Origin of the sequence: Aquirufa antheringensis (assembly GCF_004307425.1) — a bacterium.
Lineage (GTDB): Bacteria > Bacteroidota > Bacteroidia > Cytophagales > Spirosomataceae > Aquirufa > Aquirufa antheringensis.
On sequence record NZ_SEWZ01000004.1, the window covers coordinates 194937 to 211561 of the forward strand.

Consider the following 16625-nt stretch of genomic DNA (forward strand, 5'->3'; position numbering starts at 1 on the left):
ATTTGGGGAGTTTTTTTTTGAATAAGACCGTATGAAAAGAATTGCCATTGATATGGATGACGTTTTGGCGAAAACCACGCACGTTATCATTGATCGAATTAATCAATTAGTTGAAAAAAAATATAGTTACGAAGAACTAATGTCAGGGAATACATCCGTGAAAGAAGAGTTTTACGGCCACTATTTAGCTAATAACTCGTTTTTGTGGGAACCTGGGTTCTTTGAACATATTCCCGTCAATGAAGATGCCGTAGAGGTAGTTAAAAAATTAACGGAACGCTATGAAGTTTTCATCGTTTCTGCAGCTACCGAATTTCCTAATTCACTAAAAGAGAAAATAGGATGGATGGAGCAGTATTTTCCTTTTATCACGTGGAAACATATCGTTTTCTGTGGGCATAAACACATGATTCAAGCAGATTACTTGATTGATGATCATGAAAAGAATTTACACACATTTACGGGCACTCCCCTCCTATTTACTGCACCGCACAATTTGCATATCCATGATTTCCAGCGGGTCAATAATTGGAAGGAAGTTGAAAAATTACTGTTAGATTAATGAAAAAGGTGCGTTTTAGTATTGGTATTTTATTTTTTATTTGTGGTTTAAATTTCGCCACTTGGGCTACGCGTATTCCCGATTTCAAATCGTTTTTAAGCCTTTCTGATGCACAATTAGGAACAGTTCTGATGGGGCTACCGATTGGTTCATTAGTCTCTTTGCCTATTGCAGGTTGGTTATTGACTAAGTACGCCTCTCGTTGGATTTGCATTATGGCTATTGCCATGTACGTAATTGTGATTCCAGGTTTAAGTCTGATGAGCTCACCTATTACCTTATTTGTGGGTCTTTTCTTTTTTGGAATGGCAGGGGATATTATGAATATAGCCATGAATACACAGGTGGTTAGTTTAGAGGCTAAAATGAATAAGATCATTATGTCGTCCTTTCATGCGGTGTTTTCCATAGGTTTAATGGCAGGTGCCTTTTTAGGTGGAATTTTAGAGAAGGAACATTTTACAACTACCGAACATTTTAGTTTAGTGGCCTTATCTAATATTTTATTAATTCTATTCAGTTTTCCGAATCTGTTAACGGATAAGCCAGTACAAGATGAGTCCAAACCAAAATCCTCTATCTTGAATTTAGGTCCATATCTGATTATTCTTTCCTTTATTGCTTTTTGTGGCATGTTATGTGAAGGGGCTATGGCGGATTGGATCTCTTTGTATTTCAAAGAATACAGCCCAGACTCCCCTTTCCCAATTACGATTGGTTTTTCTTTCTTTGCTGCGGCGATGGTGATAGGACGTTTTGTAGGAGATAAAATTTCACTGAAATATGGTGTGTCTAACATATTAATTGTAAATGGCATTTTAATAGGCTTAGGGATGTTGCTTACGCTTTTATTTCCCTCCATTTACCTTAAAATAGGCGGTTGTTTTTTAACTGGAATTGGAATATCCACTATTGTCCCGTTAATCTATTCACAAGCGGGAAATCAGAAAGAAATTATGCCTTCCATTGCCATAGCTGGAGTGTCTACGATTGCCTATATAGGTTTTTTATTAGGTCCCGTATTAATTGGCTACTTATCTGATTTCGTGGGATTAGATAAAGCATTATTTCTGATTGTTGTTTTAGGATTCTTAGCGGCTTTTATTTCCAAAACTTGGGCAAGTAAAAAATGATCATCGAATACCGGAAACCTTCTGCGGCCTTAGCGCCATTTGTTGACCATTTGTGGGAAAAACAGGTGGACGTAACTGGTATTATACCCTATGATATAGAGACAATTTTTCCTGAGGATCAAACAGTGCTCACCTATTCATTGGGTATAGAGTATTTTCGGTCACATGCTAACACAGATCACTTTCAGCCGATTAATGGAATACAATTAGAAGGTTTGCATCAAGCTCCTAACTTTTATAAACACCAACCTGGTATTCATATTTTTGGAGTAAAATTTCGGGTTGGTGGTTTATTTGCCTTCTTGCCCTCTCCTATTTCTGCAACGAATAATGAGAGTTCTGCAGCAGACACGCTCTTGCCAGATCTCCCATCATTACGTCTTACAAACAATTTTGATGAACGTTGCGAAACAATAGAAGCCTACTTATTAGCCCATTTGATTGAAAAGCAGGCTAAAAAGTATTTGAAATTATTATTGATGTTGCAGGAACTCGAAGGTGATTCAACATCGATGCCTAGTTCCTATAAAACACTATCCAGACTATTTCAGGAAGTAATAGGTATCAGCCCAAAGGAATACGTTCAAATCAAACGAATTAATCAATCTTTGGCCTTATTCGCTTCGACTAAAGACATTAAAAGTCAGGATTTAGCGGATCAATTAGGATATTATGATTCCGCTCATTTTATCAATGAGTTCAAGAAGTATACCGGTAAAACACCTAAGAGCCTTAAGAATAGTCTTTTTGACATGAAGGATTCTGAATTCATTGATGAGTTTAAGCAATACATTTCTCCTGAGCATTTGCTTCATTACACCTCGATTTTTCACAAGAATTCATAATTGTCCTTTTTTTACAATTTATATCCCATAAAAATTTCTAAATTTTGTGTGGAACAAATATCACTATGAATAAACACGTTATTTTTTGGTCTATTACTGTTGGATTAGGCGGACTCTTATTTGGTATGGACGTTGCTGTCATTTCTGGTGCAGAACTAGCTATTCAACAACTCTGGCAATTAGACTCATTTACGCACGGATTAGCCATAGCTGCGGCTTTATATGGTACAGTAATAGGTGCTGCACTAGGTGGAATTCCGGCTGATCTATTCGGACGTAAGAAGACTTTATTTTGGATAGGTCTAAGCTTTTTTATCTCCTCTATAGGGGCAGCCATCGCATCTGACGTAAATTTATTTATGTTATTCCGATTCTTAGGTGGCTTAGGAATTGGAGCTTCATCCGTGGTAGCTCCAATTTATATCTCAGAAATTGCCCCAGCTAAGCATAGAGGTAAATTAGTCATCTCCTTTCAACTGAATATTGTTCTTGGTATTTTGATCGCTTATGTCTCTAATTACTTTATTCAAGGGATGGAAAACGATTGGCGCATTATGTTAGGTGTTGTGTCTCTTCCTTCACTATTATTCTCTGTATTGATTTTATTAACGCCTGAAACCCCTCAGTTTTTATTATTAAAACGCAATGATCTAGCAGGAGCACGTAAGGTTTTAGAATTAGCAGATCCTAATCCAGAAGAGACGATCGAACGTATTCAAAATAATGCCAAACAAAGCACGGAGAAAGAACGCTTGTTTTCAGGGAAATTTGTTTGGCCTTTGACCTTAGCCTTTCTGTTTGCTTTTTTCAACCAAATGTCAGGCATCAATGCCATTATCTATTATGCTCCGCGAATCTATGAATTAACAGGTTTAGGAAAAGAAAGTGCCTTGTTGTCCACAGCCGGTATTGGTATTGCTAATTTATTATTTACCTTACTAGGCTGGTATTTAATTGATCGTGTAGGCCGCCGAATATTGATGTATATCGGTTCAATTGGCTATATTGTTACGCTAAGTTTAATTGCTTATGCCTTCTATACGGAAAGCTACACTTTTGTCCCTGTTTATATTTTTGCATTCATTGCATCACATGCCATTGGGCAAGGATCTGTTATTTGGGTATTTATTTCAGAGATCTTCCCTAATTCTGTGCGCGCATCAGGTATGGCTTGGGGATCATTAACACACTGGGTGTTTGCCGCGTTAGTGGCTAATTTCTTTCCTTTGTTCACTGAAAGTTATGGCGGTATACTCATCTTTGGCTTTTTTGCGGTGATGATGGTAGCTCAATTAGCCTATGTGGCTTTTATGATGCCAGAGACGAAAGGAGCGAATTTGGAAGACATTGAAAAACAAGTAATCATGCATTAATGGTATTACTATGATATATTTCGATCCTAACAGTAGCAAACCGAAGTACCAACAATTAATTGATGGTATCATTGATGGAATTAATTCCGGCTTATTAGAGCATGGAAAACAATTACCCTCCATTAACAAAGTGGCGAGTGAGTTCAATATGGCTCGAATGACCGTTACAAAGGCCTATGATGATTTGCGCGAAAAGGGTTTAATTAGTTCCCATCACGGTAAGGGATTCTATGTATCTAGTACAAATACCAAGAATGCGCTACGCGTTTTTATTCTAATGGATGCTTTAACACCCTACAAAGAGATTTTGTACGAAAGTATTATCCAAAACTTAGGAGAAGACGTAAGCCACAATTTGTTCTTCCACTACCATGATATGGAATTGTTTGAGGAGTTAATTACGAACAATTTGGGAAAATACAATCACTACATCATCCTACCCCACTTTAATATAAGTGTAGCTAGAATCGTATCGAAAATACCGAAGGATAAATTATTAGTGCTGGATATTAATATCAAAGAATTTAGTGATGACTATTCGATTCTTTTCCAAAACTTTGAATCTAATATTTACCAAGGTCTAAGTACCTCTTTAGAGAAAGTTAAGAAATACCAGCAGATCAACTTGGTTTTAAGTTCGAAAAGTTTCCAATATACACCGGATGGAATCATTCAAGGATTTACGAAATTCTGCACTGTCAATGACTTAGAATTCGATATCATTCCTGATTTAGATGACGATTATGAACTACAAGTGAATCAGGCCTATATCGTCTTTAGGGAATACGATCTGATCAAAATGATTAATTGGACTACAAAGAACAAATTAAAGGTCGGAAAAGACGTAGGAATCATTTCCTATGATGATACACCGTTAAAGGAAATCATCGCCGAAGGCATATCTGTCATTTCAAATGATTTTAAGAAAATGGGACAACGCGCTGCTCAAATGATCATTAATCGGGAGAAAGGGCGTGAGTCAAACGAATTCTATTTTATTGATAGAGGATCCTTATAGATCTAAATGCACATTGAGCCAGCCTGCATCCATTTTTACTCCTAGCGTGTTATAGAAGTCTATAGCCGGTTGATTCCAATCCAACACTTGCCACATCATACCTGTACATTTTGTGCGCTTGGCTTCATCGATGGCTTCCATAATCAAGCGCTTACCTAATCCTTTGCCTCTGAAACTTTCTTTGATGTACAAATCCTCTAAATAAAATCGTCTACCCTTCCAAGTCGAGAAGCGGTAATACCAAAGAGAAAATCCGCCTAATTCTCCATTCATATAAATAAGATTCGCGGAAAATAAGGGATTATCAGAAAATCCGCCAGCCACATAATCATTGATTGTGGAACTAACTTCTTCGGGAGCCTTTTCAAAAATGGCTAATTCCATCACTAAATCACGGACCAAGCTAATATCTTCTTTAGTCGCTCTACGTATTTCTATCTTATCCATTAATAGCTCTTAGTTTAGTTAATAAGGTTAAAAAGTCTTCTGGAAATTCTTGTTCAAACTGCATAAATTCGTTCGTTGTCGGATGTACAAAACCTAACGAATAGGCGTGCAAAGCTTGCCTTGGACATATTTTAAAGGCATTTTCGATAAAGGATTTATAGCCTGCCATCGAAGACATATAGCGAATTTTATCACCACCATAAGTAGCATCCGAGAACAAAGGGTGACCAATTGATTGAAAATGGGCCCTGATTTGATGGGTTCTGCCTGTTTCTAGTTTAAATCGAACGAACGATGCGAAACCAAAGGATTCTACCACTTCATAATGCGTGATGGCTATTTTACCTAATTCATGATCATCTGGGAAAATGGTCATTACTTTTCTATCCTTCGGGCTGCGGCCGATTTTACCTTTTAAAGTACCTTTTGATTCTTTAGGAACACCCCAACAAATCGCGTAATAGGTTCTTTCAATACTATGCTCAAAAAATTGTTGGCCTAAAAAATTGAGGGCAAATTCTGTTTTACCGATGACCAAAATACCTGATGTGTCTTTATCAATCCGATGTACTAAGCCGGGACGTATGTCTTTTTGACCTGGGAGATTTTGGCAATGAAATAACAAACCATTCACCAGTGTTCCAGACCAATTACCCTGTGCAGGATGCACCACCATTCCGGGAGACTTGTTGACCAAAATTAATTGTTCGTCTTCGTAAATAATATCGATGGGAATATCTTCTGGATATACTTCTTTATCACGTGGAGGAGTTGCGAATGATACGGAAATCGCATCGAGAGGCTTAACACGGTAATTTGACTTAATCAACTCTCCCTTTACCTTCACAGATCCAGCATCGATGCCCACTTGAATCTTATTGCGACTTGTGCCCGCAATTTTAATCATCAAATATTTGTCGATTCTGAGTAATTGCTGACCTTTGTCAACGGTGAAATTAAAATGCTCAAATAAATCATCTTCCTCTTCGGAATCAGGAGCATTCATTTCTGGATCGATGGACATAGCAAATTTCGAATTTAACGCGTTACACTTACCTTCTCCGATAGAAGAGATTTTTGATGAATGCTGGAATTCAAAAGGAATTCAGGTGTTTGTCAAAAGAGACGACCTCATCCATCCCATCATTTCGGGAAATAAGTGGCGCAAATTAAAAAAATATCTCCAAACCTTTTCATTTAGTACCCATTCCGGGCTATTAAGTTTTGGTGGAGCCTATTCTAATCACCTCTATGCCCTCGCCTTCACTGGTCATTCGCTGGGAATTCCGACAGTTGGAATCATCCGCGGTGAAGAGTTAACTGCAGGAAGTAATACCTATTTGAGCCAAATGAATTCTTGGGGAATGCAATTGCATTTTATCTCGAGAACGGACTATCGTTCTAAACCCATTCCATCTACTTATGAAAATTACGCTGTCATTGCGGAGGGTGGATTTGGCGAATTAGCGATTCAAGGGCTGGAGAATCTAGTGAGTGAGTTACCTGTTTTTGATTTGATATATACCGCTGTTGGAACAGGTGCCACAGCTATAGGAATTGCAAAGCATACCAAGAAACCGGTGATAGGTGTATTGACATTAAATAACCGTACAGAAATAGAGGCGCATTCACTGCCTACCAATTTGAACATAGAAGATGCCTATGTTTTTGGTAAATATGCTAAACAGAATAATGAATTAGACCATTTTTGCCGAGATTTTAGCAACCGTCACGGTATTTCCATAGAACCTATCTACACAGGTCGTATGTTTTATGCCTTATTGGAACACATAAAAAATGGCCACATAGCTCCGAATACGAAACTAGTGGCCATCCATACCGGAGGAGTTAAATAAAACTATCCTACCGAACCTTCTAATGAAATAGCTAACAGCTTTTGCGCTTCGACTGCAAATTCCATCGGTAACTGATTCAATACTTCTTTAGCATATCCATTAACAATTAAAGCAATCGCCGTTTCGGTGCTTAAACCACGCTGATTGCAATAAAAGATTTGATCCTCCCCAATTTTGGAAGTAGTCGCCTCGTGTTCAACAGATGCTGTATTATTCTTTACCTCAAGATAGGGGAATGTATGTGCACCGCACTTATCTCCTAGCAATAATGAATCGCATTGTGAGAAATTCTTAGATCCATCCGCTTTTCTAGCCACTTGAACTAAACCACGATACGAATTCTGAGAGAATCCTGCCGAAATACCTTTCGATACAATACGGGACTTAGAATGCTTCCCTAAGTGAATCATTTTAGTGCCGGTATCAGCTTGTTGGTAATTATTAGTTACCGCAACAGAGTAGAATTCACCAATCGAATAATCCCCTTTTAAGATAACTGATGGGTATTTCCAAGTCACCGCAGAACCAGTTTCTACCTGAGTCCAAGACAACTTTGAATGCGCACCATCACAAATACCCCGTTTTGTTACGAAATTATAAATACCACCTTTTCCTTCTTTATCGCCAGGGTACCAGTTTTGTACCGTTGAATACTTCACTTCAGCACCCGCATGTACATAAATTTCTACCACCGCAGCGTGTAATTGATTTTCATCGCGCATCGGGGCTGTACAACCTTCTAAGTACGAAACATAGGATTCATCTTCCGCCACGATCAGGGTACGCTCAAATTGACCAGTGCCTGATGCATTGATACGGAAATAAGTAGATAATTCCATTGGGCAACGAACGCCTTTGGGAATATAACAAAACGATCCATCTGAAAATACGGCACTATTTAACGCAGCGAAGTAATTATCCTTCACCGGAACAACGGAGCCTAAATATTTCTTGATTAATTCTGGATGCTCTCTAACAGCCTCAGAAATAGAACAAAAGATCACTCCTTTTTCTGCCAAAGTCTCCTTAAACGTTGTCGCTACTGATACAGAATCGATAACAGCATCCACCGCCACATTCGAAAGACGCTTTTGTTCGTCTAATGAGATACCTAATTTCTCGAAGGTTCTACGTAATTCAGGATCAATCTCATCCAATGAATTCAATTGCTTCTTTTGAACCGGAGCTGAATAATACTTTAACTCATCGTATTTTGTGGGAGTATACAATAAATTAGCCCAATCTGGTTCAGCTAATGTTCTCCAGTATCGGTAAGCGGATAATCGCCATTCCAACATCCAATCCGGTTCATTCTTTTTCTCTGAAATAAAATGAATGATTGATTCACTTAAACCTATAGGAGCTTCGTCTGTCTCGAAATGAGATTCAAAACCGTATTTATAATCGGTTGAAGTTACTTCTTGTAAAATATCGTCTACTTTCTCTGCCATCATTTTGCATTTAGACTACAAAATTACAAAAGGATTTTGGAGAAAAATAGACTTAGTTTAGAATAAATCTAAACAACTAAAATAAAGGCGTGTTTCTGATTAAACTTTCTTCCAAAGAGATAAAGGTTTCTGTCCGTTGAATACCTGTAACGCGCTGAATCTTATCATGTAATACTTCGCGAAGATGTTGGGTGTCACGGCATATAATTTTAGCAAAGATGGAATAAATACCGGTCGTATAATGGATATTGACCACTTCAGGGATTTGTTCCAACTGTTTGGCCACATCTTCATATAAACTACTTTTATCCAAATAGATGCCTAAGAAAGCGGTTATATCCCACCCTATTTTCGAATAATCAATGAGCAATTGAGCCCCTTTTACAATTCCCAAAGATTCCATCTTTTTCATCCGTACGTGAACCGTACCACCTGAAACATCTAAGCGAGAACCAATTTCCGTGTAAGGCAAATTCGCATCTTTTACTAAAATTTCCAGTATTTTATAATCTAGAGGATCAAGCTCAAACTTCTTTTCCATTGAATTTTCGTAATTATTTCAGGTTCGAATTAAAAATTATGCAAAAAAAGACATTTATTTTTGAAAATTTTTGAAAAATTAAAAATCTCCTTTTATATTTGTCCTACTAATTATTGCAAAGGTAATAATTTTCACTGTAGGGTGATGAAATTGGCAGACGTGCCCTCCTGTCTCGGGGGTGGTGAGTTCAGGATAAACGCTTCATAATGGGTTGACCACTAAATCAGTTCTGTGTCGCGGCTAACTGCACCTTGGAGGTTCGAATCCTTCTCCTACAGCATTTTAATTAATTTGGTTTTTAGTTTGTTGATGAAGTGTAATGTTAAAAGCAATCTTATTTTAGGATTGCTTTTTTTATTGACCTGTAATCTATATATTTGATAGACAAACTAGTTTTAAATAACCTTAACCCCTAAATTATGTCATTAAGATTAGGAGACATTGCACCAGACTTCAGTGCAGACACCACATTAGGCCATATTAATTTTCATGAATTCATCGGTGATTCTTGGGTATTATTATTCAGCCATCCAGCCGATTTCACTCCTGTATGTACCACAGAATTAGGTAAAACAGCTCTTTTAAATGGTGAATTCCAAAAACGTCACGTGAAGCCTATCGCTATTTCAGTAGATAGCTTAGAATCCCACAATAAATGGGTACCAGATATTGAGGAAGTAAATTCAGTTAAAATGAATTTCCCTATTATCGCTGATCCTGAGAAAAAGGTGGCTTTATTATATGATATGATTCATCCGAATGCTTCAGAGAAAGCAACCGTTCGTTCGGTTTTTGTCATTGGACCAGATAAGAAAATCAAATTGACACTTACGTACCCTGCTTCAACAGGGCGTAACTTTACTGAAATTTTGCGTGTGATTGATTCCTTACAATTAACAGCGAATTACCAAGTGGCAACACCGGCTGATTGGGTCAATGGTGACGATGTGATTATCGTGCCAGCGGTATCGAATGAAGATGCGGTAGCTAAATTCCCTAAAGGCTTCACTTCTGTAAAACCTTATTTACGCAAAACACCTCAACCGAATTTATAGTAGGTAGAAACTCATCTTAAATGCCAAAATTCATTACTGGTGGATTTTGGCATTTTTTATTTTAAAACCGTATTTTTGTAGCTCATTAATATAATCCGCATGTTATCAACGATTAATTTTACTTCTACTGCTGCCTATAAAGCACTCTTATCAGATCAAACTCGTTTAGCTTCTACGACGATTCCTGAATTATTTAAAGGGGATGCTTCAAGACAAGCTTCTTATAGCCAAACATTTAATGGTATCTTTTTTGACTATTCAAAAAATCTAATCGATGCAAAGGCTTTTCAATCGTTACTTCAATTAGCTAAAGAATGTGGTTTAGAAGAGGCCATCAAAGCTCAATTTTCAGGGGATAAGATTAATCAGACAGAGGGTCGTTCCGTTTTACATACAGCCTTAAGGGCTAAATCATCCGCTTCAATCAAAGTAGATGGAGAAGATATTATTCCTAAGATTCAAGCGGTTAAAGCTCAAATGAAGGAATTTTCAGAGAAAGTAATCTCTGGCTCGTGGAAAGGTTTTTCTGGAAAAGAAATCACAGATGTCGTAAACATCGGTATTGGAGGATCTGATTTAGGTCCCGTGATGGTTACTGAAGCATTGAAACCCTACAAAACACGATTAAACGTACACTTTGTAAGTAATGTGGACGGAACCCACATTGCAGAGACATTAAAAAAAGTCAATCCAGAGACAACCCTTTTCTTGATTGCTTCTAAAACATTCACCACTCAAGAGACGATGGCGAATGCCTTCTCTGCTAGAAATTGGTTCTTAGAAGCGGCTAAAGATAACGCGGCTGTTGCTAAGCATTTTGTGGCATTATCTACGAATACAAAAGCGGTGGCTGAATTTGGCATTGATACAGCAAATATGTTTGTGTTTTGGGATTGGGTAGGCGGTCGTTATTCCTTATGGTCTGCGATTGGTTTATCTATCTGTTTATCCGTTGGATACACACACTTCGAGGCTCTTTTAGCGGGTGCTGAAGCCATGGATAGTCATTTTGCTTCAGCTTCCTTTGAAAATAACATTCCCGTTATTTTAGGATTGCTAGGAATTTGGTATGTTAATTTCTTCAACGCGCCTACACACGCCATTTTGCCTTATGACCAATATATGCATCGTTTTGCTGCCTACTTCCAACAAGGAGATATGGAATCAAATGGAAAGACGATTGATCGTACGGGCAAGCGTGTTAACTATGCAACAGGTCCAGTTATTTGGGGAGAACCAGGAACAAACGGTCAACACGCCTTCTACCAATTGATTCACCAGGGAACGCAATTAATCCCAGCTGATTTTATTGCCCCAGCAGTAACGCACAATAAAATAGGTAATCACCATACTTTATTGATGTCTAATTTCTTTGCGCAAACAGAGGCATTAATGAATGGAAAGTCGAAAGAAGTGGTTGTTGCTGAATTACAGAAAGCTGGGTTGAGCGAGACTGAGATTGAGAAATTAGCACCATTTAAGGTGTTTGAAGGAAATAAACCTACTAACTCATTCCTGGTAAAACAAATTGATCCAGCTACCTTGGGTTCTTTAATTGCGATGTACGAACACAAAATTTTTGTTCAGGGAGTTATTTGGAATATCTTTAGCTACGACCAATGGGGTGTGGAATTAGGAAAGCAATTAGCTAATTCAATCCTTCCAGAATTAGAGAATGATGAGAAAATTAATTCCCACGATTCTTCCACGAACGGATTGATCAATCAATTCAAGGCTTGGAGATAATTAGGCTTTTAACAAAGCAGTCATTTCAGAGATGGAGAGCAGGTTCTGTTCTCCATTTTTCATATTCTTTACATTCGCTTTACCTTCTTTCAATTCCGACTCTCCTATCACAGCTACATAGGCGATTTTTTTCTTGTCTGCGAATTCGAACGACTTTTTGATTTTGGCAATATCCGGATAAACTTCCGCTGGAATTCCTGCTTTGCGTAATTCATTGGCCATACCTAAACTAGCTTTGCGTCCCTCTTCATCGAAGTAGGTAAACAGAATGGCACTAGCACTAGTGGCAATTTCTGGGAATAAATTTAATTCTTCCATTACATCGAGAATACGCTCAATGCCAAAAGAGATTCCAACTCCTGACATATTAGGTAAACCAAAAGAACTCGTTAAATCATCGTAACGACCTCCGCCCACAATAGATCCAAAAGGAAGATCAACCGCTTTACCTTCATAGATCAAACCGGTATAATAGCTCAAGCCCCGAGCTAATTTATAATCAAAAACAAGATTCTCGGCAGTGAAACCATTCGTTTCAGATAAAGATAAAACCTCTTTAATTTCTGATAAACCTTGTAAACCTGTGGCATTCGTGTCAAAAAACGTAGTTAGTTTGGCGATTTTCTCTTCATTCGATCCATCGAACAAAACTAAATCTTTAATAGCCTCCGTTTTTTCTTCGGTAAATCCATTCTGAATCAATTCCTTCGCTACATTCTCCCAACCAATCTTATCCAGTTTATCTAAGGCAACGGCAAATGACACAAAACGGGCACTTTCCCCAAGGCTATCTACAATACCCGCTAATATTTTACGGGAGTTTATGAATAAGTTTACCCGAAGCTTCAATGAATGGAATATGGATTGAAATAAGGCAATAAGTTCTGCCTCATTTACTAAAGAATCCGATCCAATAATATCGGCATCACATTGATAGAACTCACGGTATCGACCACGCTGTGGACGATCCGCTCTCCATACTGGCTGAATTTGATAACGTCGGAAAGGAAAAGCTAAGTCATTGCGATTCATGGCTACAAAGCGGGCAAAGGGTACCGTCAAATCATAGCGAAGACCTTTTTCAGAAATTTTAGAAGTGAATGATTTAGAACCAGCCTCGATATCTGAAGCTGAAACTTTGGACAAATAATCACCACTATTTACTATTTTAAATAATAATTGATCACCCTCTTCTCCATACTTACCCGTCAAGGTAGACAAGTTCTCTATGGCTGGCGTTTCAATCGTTTGAAAGCCAAATCCTTGAAAATGAGTCTTTATGATGTCAAATACGTAATTACGTTTTGCCATTTCTGTAGGACCAAAATCCCTTGTACCTCGTGCGTTTGCTGGTTTCTGCATATTTCTAAAAAAACAAATTTAATTAATTATGCTATAATATTTTTGATAATAGTCGATTTTAGCTATTTTTGCAAACCAAATTATCAAAGACATGGCAGTAACTAGACTAAAACGTAAAGACAGAAGAAATAAAGCAGTAGCTAACAACAAGGTTGCAGCTATCAAAATTTTAAAAGCAAGACCTATCATCAAGTTAGTTGATGTAGAAGCTATTAAAGCTAGCTTTGCTAAATAAGAATTATATTCTTTATATTTAAACCGGTTTATGCCGGTTTTTTTATGCTCAATCCAATCCTATTCAACTATGAAAAAGACATTATTTGCCATCTCAGCCCTACTTTTAGGTTCAGCAACGTTAACACTTGCGCAAGATCATCGTCACGTAAAAGTAAATCCAACAAACTCGAATGACACGGAATATTGGGAGCCAAGCATTACTGTGGTAACTCCTGGTGCCATTCCATCCGATGCGATTGTTCTATTTGATGGAAAAAATTTAGACAACTGGGAATCAGCAAAAGATGGCTCTCCTGCAGCTTGGAAAGTAGCTGATGGAAAAATGACCGTCGTAGGTGGCAAGGGAAATATATCTACAAAAGAGAAATTCTCTAACTATCAATTGCATATCGAATGGCAATCCCCTATCGAACCAGAGACATTAAAAAGTCAAGGAAAAGGGAATAGTGGGGTATTTATGCAAGGAATGTATGAAGTTCAAGTGATGAACTCCTATCAAAATCCGACTTACCGCAACGGTCAAGCAGGCGCAATATACAAGCAAACACCTCCATTAGTAAACGCTACTTCTAAAATGGGGGAATGGAATACCTACGATATCATTTATACTGCTCCCGTATTTACTACGAATGGTGGAATTGAAACACCAGCGTATGTAACAGTGATTCACAATGGCATTGTAGTGCAAAACCACACCAAGATTCAAGGAACGACTGAATATATTGGACAGCCTTTAAATCCAGTTCACGGACCCGGACCCATTAGTTTACAAGACCACGGAAATGCAGTAAGCTTCCGTAATATTTGGTTAAGAAAAATGTAATTAATTTCTTAATTTTGAAGGGAAGGTTTTCAACATAAAAGCCTTCCCTTTTTTTGTTTCTATGAAATACATCATTAGCTGGGTTTTACGATTTATCCCGAGAAAATTCATTCAATTATTTGCCCACAGACTCATCAAAATATACAGTATTTTCTTAACCGGAAATAAGGTTTATTGCCCTGTTTGTGACCATTCCTTTCGTCATTTTCTACCCTACGGTCGATTGACACCTCGCGAAAATGCCCTTTGTCCCTCCTGCTTAAGTTTAGAGCGTCATCGTTTGATGTATTTGTATCTGAAAAATGAGTCCTCCTTTTTTACAGAAAAGCCTAAATTATTGCATATCGCTCCGGAATATTGTTTTATCGAACGTTTTGAAAAGCATTTAGGTGATCAATATATTACAGCTGATATCGAAAGCCCTTTGGCTAAAGTGAAAATGGATTTACATGATATTCCATTCGAAGACAACACATTCGATGCGGTGTTCTGTAATCACGTATTAGAACACGTGAAGGACGATGTGCGTTGTATGCAGGAAATCAGACGGGTATTGAAACCTACAGGTTTTGCTTTATGCCAAAGTCCACAACGCTACGATCTGGCAACGACCTATGAAGATGCCAGCATCACAGATCCACGGGAACGCGAAATTCATTTCCTACAAGATGATCATTTGCGCATCTATGGACGTGATTATGGTACACAATTAGAAATGTCCGGATTTACGGTAGAACCTGTCAATCTAATTGAGAAATTAGGTTTGACAGAAAGCCAAAGAATGGCATTGCCACTAGAAGAGATTATTTACGTTTGTCGCAAATAAGATGAGATATACTCCATTTTCAGCTGAATTATTTAAAAAGAATCGGGCCAAATTGTACGCACAATTACCCCCTAAATCCATCGTGGTTGTTAGTTCAAACGACATCATGCCCACAAATGCCGATGGGACGATGGGATTCAGACAAAACAGTGATTTGTTTTACTTATCCGGTTTAGATCAAGAAGAGACCTTTTTGATCTTGTATCCAGATGCTCCAGAAGCACAGTGGCGAGAAATTGCTTTTGTTCGGGAGACATCTGAGTTAATTGAAATTTGGGAAGGGCATAAATATACCAAAGAAGAGGCGACGCAGACTTCCGGGATTAAGAATATCCAATGGTCGTCTAATTTTGAATCACTTCTAAAAACCTTAGTTTACTCTGCAAATCATATCTATTTAACTGATAATGAGCATTTACGTAATGCTTCAGTCGTTCAGACGCAGAATGCTCGCTTAGGCAATACCATCCGAAAGACGTATCCTAATCACGCCATTGGTCGCCTCGCTCCTATTTTGAGTGATTTACGCATGCTGAAGGAACCTGAAGAATTGCAAGCCTTGCAAGTCGCTTGCGATATAACAGATAAAGGATTTAGACGCGTATTAAATTTCACTAAACCAGGTGTAACAGAATACGAGATAGAAGCGGAATTCATTCACGAATTCACACGCAATCGGTCACAAGGTTTTGCTTACACCCCAATTATTGCTTCCGGTGCAAACGCATGCGTGTTACATTACATCGACAATGCACTTCCTTGCAGGGACGGAGATATACTTTTATTAGATGTGGGAGCTTCATATGCTAATTACAATGCGGATATGACGCGTACGATTCCAGTAAATGGTCGATTTAATCCTCGTCAAAAGCAAGTATATCAAGCAGTCCATGCTGTATTAAATTATGCTACCGAAATCATGCAGCCGGGTGTGTTTTGGGTAGATTACCAAAAAGAGGTCGAGCGCTTCATGGAAGGCCAATTAATTGATCTTGGTTTATTTTCTCGTGCTGACGTAGAAAAACAAAATCTGTCTAATCCACTGTTTAAGAAATACTTTATGCACGGAGTGGCGCATCATTTAGGTTTAGATGTGCATGATGTTTGGGATAAATACAAACCTTTTCAAGAAGGAATGGTTCTTACCTGTGAACCCGGAATTTATATCCAAGAAGAGGGATTAGGAATACGATTAGAGAACAACTTAGTCATTCAATCAGGTACTAATATCAATCTAATGAAAAATATTCCGTTGGATTGGGAGGAAATTGAAGATTTAATGAATCAATAAAACGGGTTAAATGCCTTGTTTTGGCTATATTTGTAGCTTAGTTTATGGGGAAGCCCTAA

General features: G+C 38.0%; 17 protein-coding genes. 12 read left to right on the forward strand and 5 right to left on the reverse strand.

The window, feature by feature from the left end; all coding sequences use genetic code 11:
- Positions 1-31: 31 nt before the first annotated feature.
- The 5 genes from EWU21_RS09485 to EWU21_RS09505 are packed head-to-tail and all read left to right on the forward strand — an operon-like array spanning position 32 to position 4931.
- Positions 32-562, forward strand: a complete 531-nt coding sequence (locus EWU21_RS09485) for a 5' nucleotidase, NT5C type (RefSeq protein WP_130896722.1) — start codon at positions 32-34, stop codon at positions 560-562.
- Positions 562-1695, forward strand: coding sequence for an MFS transporter (locus EWU21_RS09490; protein WP_130896723.1), 1134 nt, complete (start codon positions 562-564; stop codon positions 1693-1695). The genes EWU21_RS09485 and EWU21_RS09490 overlap by 1 nt, the downstream gene beginning before the upstream one ends.
- Positions 1692-2540: an AraC family transcriptional regulator gene (locus tag EWU21_RS09495; RefSeq protein ID WP_130896724.1), complete on the forward strand. Its 849-nt coding sequence runs from the start codon at positions 1692-1694 to the stop codon at positions 2538-2540. The genes EWU21_RS09490 and EWU21_RS09495 overlap by 4 nt, the downstream gene beginning before the upstream one ends.
- Before the next feature lie 59 nt (positions 2541-2599).
- Positions 2600-3913 (forward strand): sugar porter family MFS transporter, encoded by a 1314-nt coding sequence (locus EWU21_RS09500; protein WP_130896955.1) that lies wholly within the window; start codon positions 2600-2602, stop codon positions 3911-3913.
- A 10-nt stretch (positions 3914-3923) separates the two neighbouring features.
- A complete protein-coding gene (locus tag EWU21_RS09505; RefSeq protein ID WP_130896725.1) occupies positions 3924-4931 on the forward strand; it encodes a GntR family transcriptional regulator in 1008 nt (335 codons plus the stop codon).
- Here the strand turns inward: EWU21_RS09505 and EWU21_RS09510 are convergent.
- Both EWU21_RS09510 and EWU21_RS09515 read right to left on the reverse strand, forming a co-directional pair.
- Positions 4926-5378 (reverse strand): GNAT family N-acetyltransferase, encoded by a 453-nt coding sequence (locus tag EWU21_RS09510; protein WP_130896726.1) that lies wholly within the window; start codon positions 5376-5378, stop codon positions 4926-4928. The genes EWU21_RS09505 and EWU21_RS09510 overlap by 6 nt on opposite strands.
- Positions 5371-6402: an RluA family pseudouridine synthase gene (locus EWU21_RS09515; protein WP_130896727.1), complete on the reverse strand. Its 1032-nt coding sequence runs from the start codon at positions 6400-6402 to the stop codon at positions 5371-5373. Before EWU21_RS09515 ends, EWU21_RS09510 begins: the two co-directional genes overlap by 8 nt.
- On the opposite strand from EWU21_RS09515, the gene EWU21_RS09520 reads away from it, so the two are divergent.
- Positions 6395-7234, forward strand: coding sequence for a 1-aminocyclopropane-1-carboxylate deaminase/D-cysteine desulfhydrase (locus EWU21_RS09520; RefSeq protein WP_130896728.1), 840 nt, complete (start codon positions 6395-6397; stop codon positions 7232-7234). The two genes, EWU21_RS09515 and EWU21_RS09520, sit on opposite strands and share 8 nt — an antisense overlap.
- A 2-nt stretch (positions 7235-7236) precedes the next feature.
- Here the strand turns inward: EWU21_RS09520 and sufB are convergent, their stop codons facing one another.
- On the reverse strand, positions 7237-8685 hold the full coding sequence (sufB, locus tag EWU21_RS09525; RefSeq protein WP_130896729.1) for a Fe-S cluster assembly protein SufB: 1449 nt from the start codon (positions 8683-8685) through the stop codon (positions 7237-7239).
- A gap of 76 nt (positions 8686-8761) precedes the next feature.
- Positions 8762-9226 (reverse strand): Lrp/AsnC ligand binding domain-containing protein, encoded by a 465-nt coding sequence (locus tag EWU21_RS09530; RefSeq protein ID WP_130896730.1) that lies wholly within the window; start codon positions 9224-9226, stop codon positions 8762-8764.
- A 419-nt stretch (positions 9227-9645) separates the two neighbouring features.
- Between EWU21_RS09530 and EWU21_RS09535 the strand changes: the two genes are divergently transcribed.
- Entirely contained in the window at positions 9646-10281 is a 636-nt protein-coding gene (locus EWU21_RS09535; protein ID WP_130896731.1) for a peroxiredoxin, read from the forward strand.
- Between the two features lie 99 nt (positions 10282-10380).
- Positions 10381-12027: a glucose-6-phosphate isomerase gene (gene pgi / locus EWU21_RS09540; RefSeq protein WP_130896732.1), complete on the forward strand. Its 1647-nt coding sequence runs from the start codon at positions 10381-10383 to the stop codon at positions 12025-12027.
- Here pgi and hisS read toward each other — a convergent pair whose 3' ends face one another.
- Complete coding sequence (gene hisS, locus EWU21_RS09545) at positions 12028-13389, reverse strand: histidine--tRNA ligase (RefSeq protein WP_130896733.1); 1362 nt, start codon at positions 13387-13389, stop codon at positions 12028-12030.
- A gap of 91 nt (positions 13390-13480) precedes the next feature.
- Here hisS and EWU21_RS11320 point away from each other — a divergent pair, with 91 nt between their 5' ends.
- The 4 genes from EWU21_RS11320 (at position 13481) to EWU21_RS09560 (ending at position 16566) form a co-directional block, all read left to right on the forward strand.
- Positions 13481-13624, forward strand: a complete 144-nt coding sequence (locus EWU21_RS11320; protein WP_201737843.1) for a hypothetical protein — start codon at positions 13481-13483, stop codon at positions 13622-13624.
- A 69-nt stretch (positions 13625-13693) separates the two neighbouring features.
- Positions 13694-14449, forward strand: a complete 756-nt coding sequence (locus EWU21_RS09550) for a 3-keto-disaccharide hydrolase (RefSeq protein ID WP_130896734.1) — start codon at positions 13694-13696, stop codon at positions 14447-14449.
- Positions 14450-14510: 61 nt separating this feature from the next.
- The gene (locus EWU21_RS09555; RefSeq protein WP_130896735.1) at positions 14511-15275 is read left to right on the forward strand and encodes a class I SAM-dependent methyltransferase; all 765 of its coding nucleotides are present in this window, start codon (positions 14511-14513) and stop codon (positions 15273-15275) included.
- Position 15276: 1 nt separating this feature from the next.
- Entirely contained in the window at positions 15277-16566 is a 1290-nt protein-coding gene (locus tag EWU21_RS09560) for an aminopeptidase P family protein (RefSeq protein ID WP_130896736.1), read from the forward strand.
- Positions 16567-16625: the final 59 nt, after the last annotated feature.

Coding starts and splice junctions, on each gene's coding strand:
- EWU21_RS09485 (WP_130896722.1), top strand. CDS start 32: ATGAAAAGAATTGCCATTGATATGGATGACGTTTTGGCGAAAACCACG.
- EWU21_RS09490 (WP_130896723.1), top strand. CDS start 562: ATGAAAAAGGTGCGTTTTAGTATTGGTATTTTATTTTTTATTTGTGGT.
- EWU21_RS09495 (WP_130896724.1), top strand. CDS start 1,692: ATGATCATCGAATACCGGAAACCTTCTGCGGCCTTAGCGCCATTTGTT.
- EWU21_RS09505 (WP_130896725.1), top strand. CDS start 3,924: ATGATATATTTCGATCCTAACAGTAGCAAACCGAAGTACCAACAATTA.
- EWU21_RS09510 (WP_130896726.1), bottom strand. CDS start 5,378: ATGGATAAGATAGAAATACGTAGAGCGACTAAAGAAGATATTAGCTTG.
- EWU21_RS09520 (WP_130896728.1), top strand. CDS start 6,395: ATGGACATAGCAAATTTCGAATTTAACGCGTTACACTTACCTTCTCCG.
- EWU21_RS09515 (WP_130896727.1), bottom strand. CDS start 6,402: ATGTCCATCGATCCAGAAATGAATGCTCCTGATTCCGAAGAGGAAGAT.
- sufB (WP_130896729.1), bottom strand. CDS start 8,685: ATGGCAGAGAAAGTAGACGATATTTTACAAGAAGTAACTTCAACCGAT.
- EWU21_RS09530 (WP_130896730.1), bottom strand. CDS start 9,226: ATGGAAAAGAAGTTTGAGCTTGATCCTCTAGATTATAAAATACTGGAA.
- EWU21_RS09535 (WP_130896731.1), top strand. CDS start 9,646: ATGTCATTAAGATTAGGAGACATTGCACCAGACTTCAGTGCAGACACC.
- pgi (WP_130896732.1), top strand. CDS start 10,381: ATGTTATCAACGATTAATTTTACTTCTACTGCTGCCTATAAAGCACTC.
- hisS (WP_130896733.1), bottom strand. CDS start 13,389: ATGCAGAAACCAGCAAACGCACGAGGTACAAGGGATTTTGGTCCTACA.
- EWU21_RS11320 (WP_201737843.1), top strand. CDS start 13,481: ATGGCAGTAACTAGACTAAAACGTAAAGACAGAAGAAATAAAGCAGTA.
- EWU21_RS09550 (WP_130896734.1), top strand. CDS start 13,694: ATGAAAAAGACATTATTTGCCATCTCAGCCCTACTTTTAGGTTCAGCA.
- EWU21_RS09555 (WP_130896735.1), top strand. CDS start 14,511: ATGAAATACATCATTAGCTGGGTTTTACGATTTATCCCGAGAAAATTC.
- EWU21_RS09560 (WP_130896736.1), top strand. CDS start 15,277: ATGAGATATACTCCATTTTCAGCTGAATTATTTAAAAAGAATCGGGCC.